The sequence below is a fragment of the Leuconostoc falkenbergense genome (genome assembly GCF_045801155.1).
Lineage (GTDB): Bacteria > Bacillota > Bacilli > Lactobacillales > Lactobacillaceae > Leuconostoc > Leuconostoc falkenbergense.
The window spans coordinates 1,897,576-1,912,034 of record NZ_CP174386.1 but is presented as its reverse complement, the minus strand read 5'-3'; the positions used below and the strand labels follow the sequence as shown (position 1 = coordinate 1,912,034).

Annotated in this window: 15 protein-coding genes; 12 read left to right on the top strand and 3 right to left on the bottom strand. The window is 38.8% G+C overall.

The genetic code is table 11. The annotated features are described in order from the left end of the window. The first annotated feature begins 43 nt into the window (after positions 1 to 43). Entirely contained in the window at positions 44 to 487 is a 444-nt protein-coding gene (locus ACI3ES_RS09665) for a class Ib ribonucleoside-diphosphate reductase assembly flavoprotein NrdI (protein WP_004912816.1), read from the top strand. Continuing rightward, complete coding sequence (nrdF, locus tag ACI3ES_RS09660) at positions 487 to 1,461, top strand: class 1b ribonucleoside-diphosphate reductase subunit beta (protein ID WP_114667217.1); 975 nt, start codon at positions 487 to 489, stop codon at positions 1,459 to 1,461. The genes ACI3ES_RS09665 and nrdF overlap by 1 nt, the downstream gene beginning before the upstream one ends. Positions 1,462 to 1,490: 29 nt before the next feature. Here nrdF and ACI3ES_RS09655 read toward each other — a convergent pair whose 3' ends face one another. From ACI3ES_RS09655 to ACI3ES_RS09645, 3 genes are all read right to left on the bottom strand, one after another. Continuing rightward, positions 1,491 to 2,024 carry a phosphatase PAP2 family protein gene (locus ACI3ES_RS09655; protein ID WP_242029738.1) on the bottom strand — a complete coding sequence of 178 codons (534 nt, stop codon included), beginning with the start codon at positions 2,022 to 2,024 and terminating at the stop codon, positions 1,491 to 1,493. Positions 2,025 to 2,356: 332 nt separating this feature from the next. Further along, on the bottom strand, positions 2,357 to 3,277 hold the full coding sequence (locus ACI3ES_RS09650; RefSeq protein WP_012268558.1) for an IS30 family transposase: 921 nt from the start codon (positions 3,275 to 3,277) through the stop codon (positions 2,357 to 2,359). A gap of 226 nt (positions 3,278 to 3,503) precedes the next feature. After that, positions 3,504 to 4,499 carry a ketopantoate reductase family protein gene (locus ACI3ES_RS09645; RefSeq protein WP_114667219.1) on the bottom strand — a complete coding sequence of 332 codons (996 nt, stop codon included), beginning with the start codon at positions 4,497 to 4,499 and terminating at the stop codon, positions 3,504 to 3,506. Between the two features lie 255 nt (positions 4,500 to 4,754). Here ACI3ES_RS09645 and xylA point away from each other — a divergent pair, with 255 nt between their 5' ends. The 10 genes from xylA (at position 4,755) to ACI3ES_RS09595 (ending at position 14,399) form a co-directional block, all read left to right on the top strand. Beyond that, positions 4,755 to 6,101, top strand: a complete 1,347-nt coding sequence (gene xylA / locus ACI3ES_RS09640; RefSeq protein WP_004912802.1) for a xylose isomerase — start codon at positions 4,755 to 4,757, stop codon at positions 6,099 to 6,101. Positions 6,102 to 6,210: 109 nt separating this feature from the next. After that, a complete protein-coding gene (xylB, locus tag ACI3ES_RS09635) occupies positions 6,211 to 7,722 on the top strand; it encodes a xylulokinase (protein WP_142511313.1) in 1,512 nt (503 codons plus the stop codon). Positions 7,723 to 7,932: 210 nt separating this feature from the next. Beyond that, entirely contained in the window at positions 7,933 to 8,448 is a 516-nt protein-coding gene (locus ACI3ES_RS09630; protein ID WP_242029740.1) for a VanZ family protein, read from the top strand. Further along, positions 8,432 to 8,650 carry a DUF1146 domain-containing protein gene (locus tag ACI3ES_RS09625; protein ID WP_407631983.1) on the top strand — a complete coding sequence of 73 codons (219 nt, stop codon included), beginning with the start codon at positions 8,432 to 8,434 and terminating at the stop codon, positions 8,648 to 8,650. The genes ACI3ES_RS09630 and ACI3ES_RS09625 overlap by 17 nt, the downstream gene beginning before the upstream one ends. A gap of 108 nt (positions 8,651 to 8,758) precedes the next feature. After that, complete coding sequence (locus ACI3ES_RS09620) at positions 8,759 to 9,751, top strand: rod shape-determining protein (protein ID WP_010279731.1); 993 nt, start codon at positions 8,759 to 8,761, stop codon at positions 9,749 to 9,751. Next, a complete protein-coding gene (locus ACI3ES_RS09615) occupies positions 9,751 to 9,960 on the top strand; it encodes a DUF2969 family protein (protein ID WP_080518970.1) in 210 nt (69 codons plus the stop codon). The genes ACI3ES_RS09620 and ACI3ES_RS09615 overlap by 1 nt, the downstream gene beginning before the upstream one ends. A gap of 140 nt (positions 9,961 to 10,100) precedes the next feature. After that, positions 10,101 to 11,315, top strand: a complete 1,215-nt coding sequence (locus ACI3ES_RS09610) for an FtsW/RodA/SpoVE family cell cycle protein (protein ID WP_114667223.1) — start codon at positions 10,101 to 10,103, stop codon at positions 11,313 to 11,315. Beyond that, positions 11,315 to 12,319: a DUF2785 domain-containing protein gene (locus ACI3ES_RS09605; RefSeq protein WP_114667224.1), complete on the top strand. Its 1,005-nt coding sequence runs from the start codon at positions 11,315 to 11,317 to the stop codon at positions 12,317 to 12,319. The genes ACI3ES_RS09610 and ACI3ES_RS09605 overlap by 1 nt, the downstream gene beginning before the upstream one ends. A gap of 80 nt (positions 12,320 to 12,399) precedes the next feature. After that, complete coding sequence (locus ACI3ES_RS09600) at positions 12,400 to 13,533, top strand: D-alanine--D-alanine ligase family protein (protein ID WP_114667225.1); 1,134 nt, start codon at positions 12,400 to 12,402, stop codon at positions 13,531 to 13,533. Beyond that, complete coding sequence (locus ACI3ES_RS09595) at positions 13,533 to 14,399, top strand: helix-turn-helix transcriptional regulator (protein WP_114667226.1); 867 nt, start codon at positions 13,533 to 13,535, stop codon at positions 14,397 to 14,399. The genes ACI3ES_RS09600 and ACI3ES_RS09595 overlap by 1 nt, the downstream gene beginning before the upstream one ends. Positions 14,400 to 14,459 lie beyond the last annotated feature (60 nt).

Below are 14,459 nucleotides of genomic sequence, written 5' to 3'. Positions count from 1 at the left end.
GCAAGTAATCACGGTAAAAGATTCTGGATGAGAGTTGAGTTGAATGACACACATTAATTTATTATATGCTTCAACAGAGGGTAATACGAAATCATTTGTTGAAAAGCTTAAAAAAGTTGCTATGGAACAAGGGGATACTTTGGATGCTCGATTAATTGGTGAGGAAACAGAGTACGCTAATGAAACAGAACCTTTTGTTGCCCTTGTACCAACGTATTTGACAGGCGGAACGGGTACAGGGCCAGAAGTTACTGAGGTCTTTACTAATGCGTTGGGCGAATATATTGATTTTGGTAACAATGCAAGTTATTTAAAGGGAATTGTCGGATCAGGTAATCGTAATTTCAATGTTCAGTTCAATTTAACGGGTATTCGTTATGCGAAAAAATTTAATGTGCCAATGATTGCTTCTTATGAGTTGCGTGGCAGTGCATTTGATGCTGAAGTAATATATAATAAAATAAAACGTAATATTGGAGAACAATAATGGCACATATTAATAATGGCTCATATACGGCAATCAACTGGAACAATATTGAGGATGAATTGGATAAGGCAACGTGGGAAAAGTTGACGCAACAATTTTGGTTAGATACACGTATTCCGATTTCAAACGACTTGAAGCACTGGCGTGGCAACATGTCTGATCAAGAGCGCGAAACAATGAATTTAGTGTTTGGTGGACTAACAACACTAGATACACTTCAGTCACAAGATGGCATGGCGCAACTTAAGTTAGATGCTATTAACCAGAAAGAAGAAGCGGTGTTGAATAATATTCAATTTATGGAATCTGTTCATGCAAAATCTTATTCTTCTATTTTTGAAACGTTAAATGAAAAAGCTGAAATTGAGAAAATTTTTGATTGGGCTGATACCGACGAATTTTTACAATTTAAAGCACACCGGATTAACGATATTTACCAAACAGGCACAGCGTTACAAAAGAAAATTGCCTCTGTCTTCCTAGAAACTTTCTTATTCTATTCAGGTTTTTATACGCCATTATATTTTTTGGGCCATAATAAAATGTTGAATGTTGCTGAAATTATTAAGCTGATTATTCGAGATGAGTCAGTTCATGGTACTTACATTGGGTACAAATTTCAGATTGGTTTTAATCAATTATCGGAAGAAGAACAAACAGAATTACAAACTTGGATGTATAATTTGCTTTATGAATTATACGAAAATGAAGAAAAATACACACATGAGTTGTACGATGAAATTGGGTGGACAGATCAAGTTTTGACTTTCTTGCGTTATAACGCGAATAAAGCGTTAATGAACTTAGGGCAAGAACCAATGTTTCCTGATGGCGCAGATGATGTGAATCCTGTTGTTATGAACGGTCTTTCAACTTCAACAGCTAATCATGATTTCTTCTCGGGTGTTGGCAATGGTTATCTACTTGGCGAAGTTGAAGCCTTGGATGATGATGATTATAAGAAATGGCTATAAACTAAAAAAAAATCGCGTTAGCGATTTTTTTATATCTCTTCGTTTTTGAAAATTGATAACTTGGTTAGACGCTTGGCAAGCGTGGCATAAAGGGAGGCGGCTAAAATAACCCAAGCGTAGGCAAATAATATACTGGCAATTGTGTCGCTCAAATAGTTAGCGCTAAAGTATAAACGTGACAGCAAGGACATGAGACCTACTAATATGATAGCCCAACCACCAATCAACTGGCTCCTTGAAGAAGTGATATTGGGTATAACGAGTAATAACAAAATGAAGATAGCTGTAAAAATACTAAATATGTGTAGACTTGGAAAGGAATAACCGGTATCGCTAAGTAGGTGACCAATTGGTCGATTGCGTTCTACTAATTGGCACACGATGAAAGCTAAAATTTCACCAATAACAATTGTCAGAACGGACCATATAGCTGGAATTCGAAGACCAGCCACTAGTAAAATGCCAGCTAAGATAAAAATATAAATCAAATCAACAACAGGAGAACCAAGAAATGAAAAAATCGACATGACGATATCGTTTAATCCTGCTTGTGTTGTTGACATAAAATATCGGACACCATCATCTATAACGGGTATAATAAAATTAATTTTGACAAGTATTGTTATTAGAATTGCTAATATGACACACAAAATTGCGCGCCGTATTTGCTTGCTTTTAACGGAAATAATCATGCAACTAATCTCCAAAATATCTTTTTCTATATTCTTCTAGTATAAAGGAAATCATATGCCAATTACAATACTATCAATAATTAATACTGATGGATTCATAGCACTTGCTGGTTTTATAGCGTGATGTTGTTCATTGAAGAACAATCATGTGATAGCTTATCGTGCCGGTAGTGATAATTTTAATATGTGGCAGATTGCAAGAATCATCCGAACACCGCATGTTTCTGAAAGACTTTTCGTGGTGATTGCCAGTTGAGCGTTTTCATTGGCCTGGCATTAATCCAATGATTAATTTGATCTAATTCTTTCTGACTGATGGTTTCAATTTTGCGTTCTTTTGGGATAAAACGACGGACATATCGATTTAGCACTTCATTACTACCACGTTCTTCTGGTGAATATGGGTGTGCAAAATACATCGGTATGCCTAGCTGTTCTTCTATTTCATCATATTTTGCAAACTCTCGACCGTGATCAACTGTAATTGATTTAGCATTTTTTATACCCTTGAAAAACCTAATAATAGCTGGTGTCACTGCCTGACTATTGCGCCCACTGACATGTCTCATGATATGTTGTCGACTCAATCGTTCTGTGATGGTCACTAAAACATCGCCACGTGTTTTACCAGATTGCATCGTATCAACTTCAAAATGACCAAATTCTTGTCTTAATTGGACAGCTTTTGGTCGTTTTTCAATTGAACGGCCATGAGCAAAAACACGTCTACGGCCGTCAGATTGACGTTTACGTCGAATACCTTTATCAGGTAAATCTGATAACTTAATTTTAAGCAAACCATGATGAATCCAGTTGTAGATGGTCTTGAAAGCAATACCCAATACATGAGCAGCCGTTTCTGGTGACCACTTCAAGATACCAATGTGATGGTTCAAAAAAGCTGATATTTCAGGTGTTAGGGTCGGATGGCGACCGTGTTTGTGCCGATTACACTGGGCTAAATGATGAGCCTGTTGTGCATTGTATGGTTTAATTCGATTTAACTCGTAGGTAATAGTTGCAGGAGAACGCTTTAAGAAACGGGCTATTTCTCGAGTTGAATGATTAAGTTTGATCATTGTTTCAATGACAGAACGTTCGTGAGCTGATAAACTAGAAGACATAAGCTGCAGATCCTTTATGGTTGATTTTAGTCAATTACCATTAAAGTCTCTGCAGTTTTTTTATGCAAGGTGTTCGGTTTAATTTTACAATCTGCCATGTTTTCATTAAATAACAATCATTGTAAAAGCCATCAATCCTAAAATACAAACAAATATCATGAAAGCCCGAGTAATGATTTGCACAGCCGCAATCATCACTCGGGCTTTTCTCAAACAAACTTAAAAATTATGCGCCAGTATAATCTGGTGATAACTTATTGACTGGTGGCGTGAATTTACGCATTGCTTCGGCAAGATGAACAAAATTGGTAACCAAATGCTGGTTAGGTGCTTGTGTACCATTTTTGTCAGCCAAATCCGCAATCCAACCGTTGATATAATCAACTTCTGTTGGGCGACCTTTGACAAAATCTTGATACATAGATGGAAAATGTAAGGGATTGGCAACATTTGAGACATAATCAACTTGTTTAACCATGTCGTCACGTGATTCAATGAGTTGAATACCAGCCGCTTCAGCAGCATCGTAAGCCTCGTTAACCAATGGTCGAGCAATACCTTCTAAGAAGCCGTCATAGGCCATTAACTGACCCATACGCGATTGGAACATTGTAGCAATTGAGTTTTCCACGGCATTAAAGAAAACTTTTGTCAAAAGAGTACCCATGAAATTTTCAGTGTAAGAAGGATTCAAATGTGCTGCTTGGAAGTCTTTTTGAACCTGATCCATTACTTCAGATGGCTTTTCTGTCAAATTGGCATAAACTGATGAGCCGGCACTTTCAGCGCCCATGAAATCAACGTCGCCGTAATCATTCAAGACAGTGGCAATCATCGCTGTACCACCAATAATATGTTCGTCATCAAAATAGTGTTGCAGTTTTTCGATATGTCCCATACCATTCATTGCACCAAGTGCTGTTTGACCTGGTTTAAACTTTGGTGCAAGACGATCAAGTGTGTCTTGCAATTGCATTTGCTTCATGAAGAAAATCCAAACATCTGGATCACCTTCATATTCTTCAGGTGAAAAGATGTTGATTTTAATTTGATGTCGGTCTTTGTGATCGCGAGATTTCCAAACTTTGTTATCTTGCTGGCGAATTTTATCCAAGCTTGCTTGTGTTGGCTCAACATAGTCAACTGAAACGCCGGCATTTTCTTGCAGTAAAATACCATAACGTAGTCCCATTGCACCCGCACCTACAACTGTATATTTCATAATTTTTAACGTCCTCCAATAAATAATAATTTAATACTAATCTTTTTCTAATAAACTGTCAATATGAATACGGAAATGTTTGAAAAAAATATCATAAACTGATGATTTAATCAAATTTTTTTTTGATTTATAAGAAAGGGCTTGCAAGGAATTTGGAAAGGTTATATAATGATTTATGTAAGTTGGTTGTGTAAACCAACCAACCCGAAAACAATTAAAAGGCAGATGTTTAATCATCTAGGAGGAACAAACGACATGGCTGAATTATTCTCTTTTCCTAAAGTAGAATTCGTAGGTAACAAATCTTTGCAAGCTGGAGATGGCTTCCACTACTACAATGCAGATGAAGTTGTAGCAGGTAAGAAGATGAGCGAATGGCTCAAGTTCTCAGTTGCATACTGGCACACAATGGACCAACGTTTGGTTGATCCATTTGGTGAAGGAACAGCAACACGTCCTTGGGATAAAGAAGGTGAAGAAGGTTCAATGGCTTTGGCATTAGCTAAAGTTGATTACATGTTTGAATTTTTGGAAAAAACAGGCGTTGAATACTTTGCATTCCACGATCGTGATTTGGCTCCTGAAGGCAACACTTTGGCAGAAACAAACGCAAATCTTGACAAAGTAATTGACAAGATTGAGCAAAAGATGCAAGAAACTGGCAAGAAGTTGCTTTGGAACACAGCATCATTGTTCACTAACAAGCGTTTCTTGGCTGGTGGCGCAACATCACCATTTGCTGAAGTATTTGCATACGCTGCTGGACAAATCAAGCATTCATTAGACATTGCTAAGCGTTTGGGTTCAGAAAGTTATGTATTCTGGGGCGGTCGTGAAGGTTACGATTTCTTGTTAAACACTGATACAAAGCGTGAATTAGATCATATTGCGGCCTTCTTCAAGCTGGCTAAAGATTATGCTAATGAAATTGGCTACACAGGCCAATTCTTGATTGAGCCAAAGCCAAAAGAACCAACACAACATCAATACGACTTTGATGCCCAAACAACAATTGCTTTCTTGAAGACTTATGGTTTGGAAGACACATTCAAGTTGAACTTAGAAGGTAACCACACTTATTTGGCTGGTCACACATACGAACATGAAGTACGTTTTGCACGTGAAGCTGGTTTGTTGGGATCACTTGATGCTAATATGGGTGATAAGTTGATTGGTTGGGATATTGATGAATTCCCTAACGACATCTATGAAGCAACATTGGTTATGTACGAATTCTTGAAGAACGGTGGCTTGCCAACTGGTGGTTTGAACTTTGATTCAAAGCCACGTCGCCAAAGCTTTGAAATGGACGATTTGTTCTATGCTCACATTGCTGGTATGGACATCTACGCTGCTGGTTTGAAAGTAGCAGCTAAGTTGATTGAAGACCAAGTGATTGAAAATGTTTTGAAAGAGCGTTATGCTTCATTTGACGAAGGTATTGGTGCAGACTTTGAAGCCGGCAAGTTGACATTGAAGGATTTGGCTGAATATGCTGAAAACAAGACAGATGCTGATATCAACGCAACTTTGAAATCTGGTCGTCAAGAACAAATTAAGCAAACATTGAATAATTACATTTTCTCAGTATTGGGTGCATAATTTAAATTTTCCGTGTTCCACCAAAAAAAGATTTGCACGGACGAGGGTCGGGACGTTGTGTTCCGGCTCTTTTTATCACAACAAACAAAATAAGAATGGAGTATTAACTATGACATCAGTTGTTTTAGGTGTTGATCTTGGCACGTCTGCGGTTAAAGTTTCAGCCGTTGATCGTACGGGTAACATCGTTGCGCAACAAAGTTTTGATTATCCACTTTCATATCCAAAACCCGGATATGCAGAACAAAATCCGGAAGATTGGGTCAATGGCACAACAGTTGCCATTGTCAATTTGATTTTAAAAGATGGCATTAAGCCTTCTGAAATCGATGGTATTTCTTTTTCTGGACAAATGCACGGCTTGGTTTTGTTAGATGCCAATAATCAAGTGTTGCGTCCAGCAATTCTTTGGAATGATACGCGTACGACAGCACAAGTGGCTGAAATCAACGATACACTTGGTCAAGAATTTATTGATATTACGCGCAATCGTGCCTTAGAAGGGTTTACCTTGCCAAAAATCCTCTGGGTGAAAGAAAATGAACCGGAAATATTTAAGCAAGCCACAACTTTTGTTTTGCCTAAGGACTATGTGCGTTATCGCATGACTGGTAAACTTCAAATGGAGTACTCGGATGCTGCTGGTACAGTGGCTTTTGATGTTGCAAAAAAGACGTGGTCAAAAACAATTCAAGAAGTTTTTGAATTACCAGCTTCATTCTTCCCAGAAGTGATTGAATCGATTGGTTATGCGGGTAACATTACTGAATCATACGCAACTTTCTCCGGTCTAGATACACACACCAAAGTCTTTGGCGGCGCAGCTGATAACGCTGCTGGTGCTGTGGGTGCTGGTATTTTAGAGCCAAATATGGTGATGTCGTCAATTGGAACATCAGGTGTTGTGTTGAAGTATGAAGACAATGCGAATGTTGACTATAAGGGCGATTTGCACTTCTTTAATCATGCTATTCCAAATAAATTTTATTCCATGGGTGTTACTTTGGCGGCGGGTTATTCATTATCTTGGTTTAAAAATACGTTTGCAAGAGATGAAGATTTTAGTGATTTTGTGGCTTCTGCTGAACAATCAACTGTCGGCGCTAATGGTTTGATTTTCACACCATATCTTGTGGGCGAACGGACACCGCACCCTGATGGTGATGTTCGTGGCGCATTTTTAGGTGTTGATGGCACACATCAAAAATATGATTTTGTGCGTTCAGTTTTGGAAGGTATTATTTTCTCATTCCGGGATATTTTTGATATTTATGATCGCGAAGGCGCTGATTTTGATACGGTGGTCGCTATTGGTGGTGGCGCTAAATCACCATTGTGGTTGCAAATTCAAGCTGATATTTTCGGTAAAAAGGTTACAACATTGCGTAACGAGCAAGGACCTGGATTAGGTGCTGCAATGCTTGCAGCAACAGGTCTTGGTTGGTTTGACACAGTGCAAGACGCTGCTAAAAGCTTTATTTCATTTGGTGCTACTTATGAACCAATCGCAGACAATGTTGTGAAGTATCAAAAGGTACATGCCGCTTACAAAAAAGCTTACGCTGCTACGGCAGAGATTTCCCATGATTTGATGAATTATCGTCGTGAAAATGCTGAATAATAAATGAAAGAATCGTTGATGAAACGGTTCTTTTTATTTTGAAAATAAGGTTAAGTTGAACCACAACTGGTATAATATTAAGTTATGCACACTGTTTATTTAAACAATCAACAATACACAGCGCGAAACGTTAATGCAAGTCTTGTGGTAGCTTTTTTAAGTGCTATTTTACTCATACGTTTTCTCGTGAAATCCAAACTTGCAGGGACGTTGACTTGGCAAAATGTCTTGGGACGAGTGGTCTTGACGATTTACGCTGTGCTAGTTGCTTTCTTAACGTTGACTTTTTATCGTTGGCCCTCATTTGGCACATATATTGATGTCATTAAAGGATATGGGGGTCTGGGTCAATATGAGTTTTGGCGACTCTCGGTCTTTCACCCTGAAGGGGTGGCTTTTAGTTGGTATCAAATGTTAGCCAATATCTCATTATTTATACCATTGGGATTGTTGGCACCCTTAGTTTTACCTAAATGGCGTGGCTTTTTTAAAATTCTACCTAAAATTTTTCTGACGTCACTAATCATTGAAACTATTCAAGGTATCAGCACTTTTTTCTATCTTTCTAATCGGTTATTTGATGCGAATGATTTGGTAACAAATACTACTGGTGGGGTGATTGGTTATATTTTATATAAACTTGTTGTGAGATACATCAGAATTGAAAAACAGCGTTTTAGTCAAGGTAAACATTTTAAGGAGAAACAAGATGAGTCCGATTTTTGAGTTGGGTTTAACTTTAATCACCATATATTTCTTTTTCTGGGCAATTAGACCAATTAATTTTGCTAAATTCATGCCTTATACACCGGTTCAGGCAACTTTTTTGAAGGTCATGCTGGCAATTATTGGTGGCTATCTACTCTCAAGCTTCTTTATCTCAATCACACAATGGGTCTTACAAATTCCGGATGCAGTTCTGAAATGACCGATTAACGAGAGAATCCACCGCAAAAAAAGTGGTATTATGGTATAATTTACTGGATTATGTACGACGAAAAATACAGTACGAAAGCTAAAATCTTGGAGAAATAAAATGGCAAAAGATATCGGAATTGATTTAGGAACAGCCAATGTTCTGATTTACGTGGAAGGCAAAGGCATCGTCTTAAATGAACCTTCGGTTGTCGCAGTTGATGACAAAACTGATCGTGTATTGGCTGTCGGATCAGAGGCTTATCGCATGGTGGGTCGTACACCTGGTAATATTCGTGCGGTACGCCCTTTGAAAGATGGTGTGATTTCTGATTTTGACGTCACAGAAGCAATGCTGACTTACTTTGTTGACAAGCTAAATGTTAAAGGGTTCATGTCAAAACCAAACATTATGATTTGTGCGCCAACTAACATTACTGAAATTGAGCGCAAAGCCATCATTCAAGCTGCTGAAAAGGCTGGCGGGGCAAAAGTTTATTTGGAGTATGAACCAAAGGTAGCGGCTGTTGGTGCTGGACTAGATATTTTTAAACCTATTGGCTCAATGGTGATTGACATGGGTGGTGGAACATCTGATATTGCTGTACTGTCACTAGGTGATATTGTTGTTTCTGAGTCTATCCGAGTGGCTGGTGACAAGATGAACTTTGACATTGTCAATTTCTTGAAGCGTCGTCATAACTTGATTGTTGGTGAACGGACAGCCGAGACCATTAAAATCCAGATTGGATCTGCCTTACAAGTTGATGAGCCATTAACCATGGAAGTGCGTGGTCGTGATAACTTTGAAGGCATGCCTAAGACAATCACAATTAACTCAAACGAAGTTGAAGAATCACTGCATGATACGCTGCAACAAATTGTACGGGCAGCTCATTCTGTATTGGCTAAGTTACCACCAGAATTAGCAGCTGATATTATTGATCGGGGCATTATGTTGACTGGTGGTGGTGCTTTGTTGCATGGTATGGATCAACTGCTATCTGATGCACTTGAAGTACCAGTTGTTGTATCGGATTCACCACTTGACAACGTGGCCAAAGGTGCGGGTGCACTTCTTGAACACATGAAGGCAGGACATCGAGGTTTATAATGAGTAAAAAAAACCAAAGCTTTGGAGTCGATCTTGTTGAAACAGACGGCCGGACACAAGTATTAGTGGACAATAAAGAAATTGGATACATTGAGAAAACGACGCGGGGATTTGCTGGGTATTTCGGTAAACAAGCCGTGATTAATCAAGCCAAAGATGAAGATGAGGCTTTACAAGCGATTCTGGCAAGCTTTAATTTGTATCAATAAATAAAGCACGTCGTGATTTTTCGCGGCGTTTTTTGTACATAAATCGATGAAAATATTAATTGTGCAATAATTGTATAGTCCTTCTTACCATTAAGCAAAAATAATGTTAAACAAGAGGCGATTAGCATTTTGGAGATATCATGCAGCAAAGACGACAAATTTCAAAACGAACATCTGGATCAGAATTAGACTGGGGCATTATTTTAGCATTGCTATTATTTATGATAATTGGCTTGAGTGCCTTGTTTGAAGCAGCCACTCATATGCAAGGTGCAACAGCTGGAGTTGCACTACGTGCGGTAATCGTGCAGGGTGGGTTTTGGTTTATTGGTGTCTTGATTATTGTTTTTTTGCTACGATTTGATGAATCACAACTATGGCGCTTAGCGCCTATTGCCTATGGATTAGGTGTGTTCTTATTGGTGGCTGTCTTGATTTTTTATAATCGGTCGATGGCTCTTGCGACAGGAGCAAAGTCATGGTTTGTTTTTGGACCAATATCATTTCAACCTTCCGAAGTAGTCAAGCCAGCATTTATTTTGATGTTAGCACGAGTAGTTGCACAGCATAATCGTGATTATCCAACGCATGCGGTTCAGAGCGATTGGATTTTATTAGGGAAAATGGCGTTAGTGTTTTTGCCTCTAGCGGCTTTGATTGCCTTGCAAAATGATTTGGGAACATTGCTTGTTTTTATTGCAATATTTGGAGGCGTAACGTTAGTTTCTGGGGTGACATGGCGAATTTTGGCACCTGTTATCATTGCTGGCGTTGTTTTGGGAACTACTTTATTAACGCTGGTTATTTCAACGGCAGGACGAGCAATTTTGTCGGCTTTGGGGTTCCAGAGTTATCAATTTGCGCGTATTGATACGTGGTTGCATCCGGCTACCGATACCTCAGGTGATGGATACCAAACATATCAAAGTTTAAAAGCGATTGGGTCAGGACAATTAACAGGTAATGGTTGGGGCGCTTTAAAAGTTTATGTGCCTGTGCGAGAGTCTGATATGATTTTTTCAGTCATTGGTGAAAGCTTCGGTTTCATCGGTGGCGCGCTCTTGATTGCTTTGTATTTTGGACTTATTTACTTACTAGTTCGTGCTACTTTCCGTGCGCAAAGTGCTTTTTACGCCTACATAGCAACAGGTGTTGTGATGCTGGTATTATTCCACGTTTTTGAAAATATTGGTATGAGTATTGGCTTGTTGCCATTAACGGGTATTCCGTTGCCTTTCATTTCTCAAGGTGGATCATCACTAATCGGTAATTTAATTGGTGTTGGTCTGGTGCTTTCTATTAGTTATCAAAAGAAAAATACAACTTTTACTGAATCAACAGGGTTTTCAATCTAATGACAGAATTCGAAAAATTAAAACAAGAATTTGTGGCGTTGCGTCAAAAGGTACGTGATGGGAATGTCTTTCAGTCGTTAGGCAATTTGATGGCAGAAGCGTTGCGCGAAATGCCACCCAAACAGGCGACTGAAGTCATATTGCCAGTTGATGGTGAGTATGCCTTACAAAGAATACAAGAATATACACATCAACTTGATTTGATAGCTGAAGCAGACCCAGATACCCAGCATATTGATTTTCATATTACCGATACAGACTTACATGTCATTACTGCACAATTGGCTAATCCACTGCCTCAGTACAGGGACACAGGTGCTTTCTTCTTTTTAAGTGACATGGTGCAAAATGATTTACTGGCGCCAGAACAGCTTCGTTGGTTAGCTGAGTACTTATCATCGGACGAGCAATTATTTAGTCATATATTGGAGCCGCATAATGATGGCATTTATCGACGATCGTTTAGTGTCATGATTTTGTCACTGTTGCTATACGCAAATCGCGTAAAACAACCATTTTTGTCAGATGGACAATTAGACGATATGATTGATCAGATTGCCTTATACGCTGCTTTAGAACGTGATGGTCGTGGTTTCATTGGCCAAAATGGTTGGGCGCATGCCTTTACACACATTGGCAATGCTGCCGCTGAAATATTTTTGATGCCACAACTCATGCGAGCCGATAAATTATTTTTGATGAGTGCGATGTTGGCTGGCTTTAGGGAATTGTCGGACCCATTGACATTCGGTGAAACTGGCCGATTGGTAGAAGTATTGTCAAAACTGGCAAAGCAACATGCGCTTTATAGTGACTATATGTTATTAACACTTAAAAACTGGCGTAAAGATTTGGTGACTCAGACACCACCAAAAACACAGGCACGTTGGCAACAGTTTTACAATCGGTCACAGTTTTTTCACGAAATTATCATGCTTAGTCCAAGCGATGTGCCCAAAGCAATTACTGATTACGTTAACGAGACAAAAAATTACTTAAGTTAGTGATATTAACGGCTTTAAATATGTAAATGCTTGCATAATATTACTTATATTTGATATAATAAAAAAACGGGGATAGAAAAATGAATAAAAAACACGTAGCGCTTATTTTTGGTGGCAACTCATCAGAACACGATGTGTCGAAACGATCGGCTCAGAATTTTTATGATGCTATTACGGCCACAAATAAATATGACATCACGGTTTTCGCTATTGCACAAAACGGCTACTTTTTAGATCCAGCTAGTTCAGAACGTATTTTGGCGCTGGAAGATGAACAGCCAATTGTTGATGCGTTTATGGCAAAAATTGATGCAACTGACCCCTTGGCACGCATTTCTGCGCTACGTGCAGCTGGTGATTTTGATATCTTCTTCCCAGTCGTTCACGGTAATTTGGGTGAAGATGGGACTTTGCAAGGCCTTTTTCGAATGCTTAACAAGCCTTATGTTGGTGCACCATTACGTGGACATGCAGTAAGTTTTGATAAAGTATTGACGAAAGAGTTGCTAACAGTTAATGGCATTCGCAACACGAAATATATGGTAGTTGATCCAAAAACTGCACAAAATCTTTCATGGGAACAAGTGGTAGCTGAATTGGGAGATATTGTCTTCGTCAAGGCAGCTAATCAAGGTTCGTCTGTTGGTATTTCACGTGTCAAAAGTGCTGAAGAGTTGAAGACGGCATTGGCCGATTCATTCCAATACGATTATAAGGTGTTGATTGAACAGGCTGTTAAAGGACCAAGAGAGTTGGAAGTTGGTGTGATCGGAAACGATGATTTATTGGTGTCTGAGATTGGTGCACACACGGTTCCAGAACAAGGTGTTGGTGACGGCTGGTACGATTACAGCAATAAGTTTGTTGACAATTCTGCGGTTCAATTTGAAATCCCAGCTAAGTTACCTGACAGTGTGACACAAGAAGTAAAACAAATGGCTTTGGATGCGTTTAAGGTCTTAAATCTTCGCGGTGAAGCACGAATGGATTTCTTGTTGGATGAAAATGATGTGCCTTACTTAGGCGAACCAAACACGCTACCTGGTTTCACTAATATGTCTTTATTTAAGCGTTTATGGGACTATTCAGACATCAATAATGCAAAGTTAGCTGATATGTTAATTGAGTACGGTTTTGAAGAATTTGAGCGTAATGAATCACTAAGCTATTCATTCTTAGCGCTTGGTGAAGAAAAAATAGGGAAGTTTAATTAATGGCAAGAAACGGTAAAAACGAAAATTTTGACGGTAAAGCAATCCGCGCTGCTCGCAAAAAGATGCATTTATCACAAGTTGAGTTGGCTGAAGGTATTACCACTCAAGCAACAATTTCATTGGTCGAAAATCAAAATCGTGTACCTAATGCAGATGTGTTGTTGGCGATACTAGACCGCTTGAATTTGGATATGTCACAGTTCGTGTCTGGTGATTTTTTGACCAATAAGGCTAAGGAATTATTGAGCCAAGTTGTTTTAAACATGAACACAGATGCTTTGAATGAATTTAAGGATTTTGAAAAAGCATTGAGTCAGAATCCTCCTACGCTGCAAGCTTACTATATTCTAAAAGCTGCTGACGAATTTCATAATAAGCAAAATTATGCGCAAGTTATCTATAATACAGAGCGTGCAACCGATAAAAAAACACCGGTTTTAAGTAATTTCTTCTTATTTTACGCTTATCATCAAATGGGATCATCCTATTATTTACAAGGAGATATGGCAACAGCGCGTGAAAAGTTCGCCTTGGCTTACGAACAAGAACCTGATTTGTTGACTGCCACTGATTTGGAGTTTCATGGTGTTTTGCAAGGACGTAAATATTATGCCGAGTTCTTGGTAGCGGAAAAAGATTATGATGAAGCCGCAAGTATTTTGTCAGGTGCATTAGATGCTTTGCGTCAACGTGTGGATTTGTTCTGGGTACCTGAATTGAGTGAACAATTAGCAAACATCGAAGAAAAACGTGGTGATTCGGAAGCGGCTAAGCGTTATATGCACTATGCTCGTGTTGCTGCCTACCTATCAGGTCGTTCCAACACGGAAGCTCGTTTAGCTAAACTTGACACTGTGGTGTTTTAATCATTAATTAAAAACATTTCCACAATTTGGAAATGTTTTTTTGTCGGTTTCAGGTGTAAA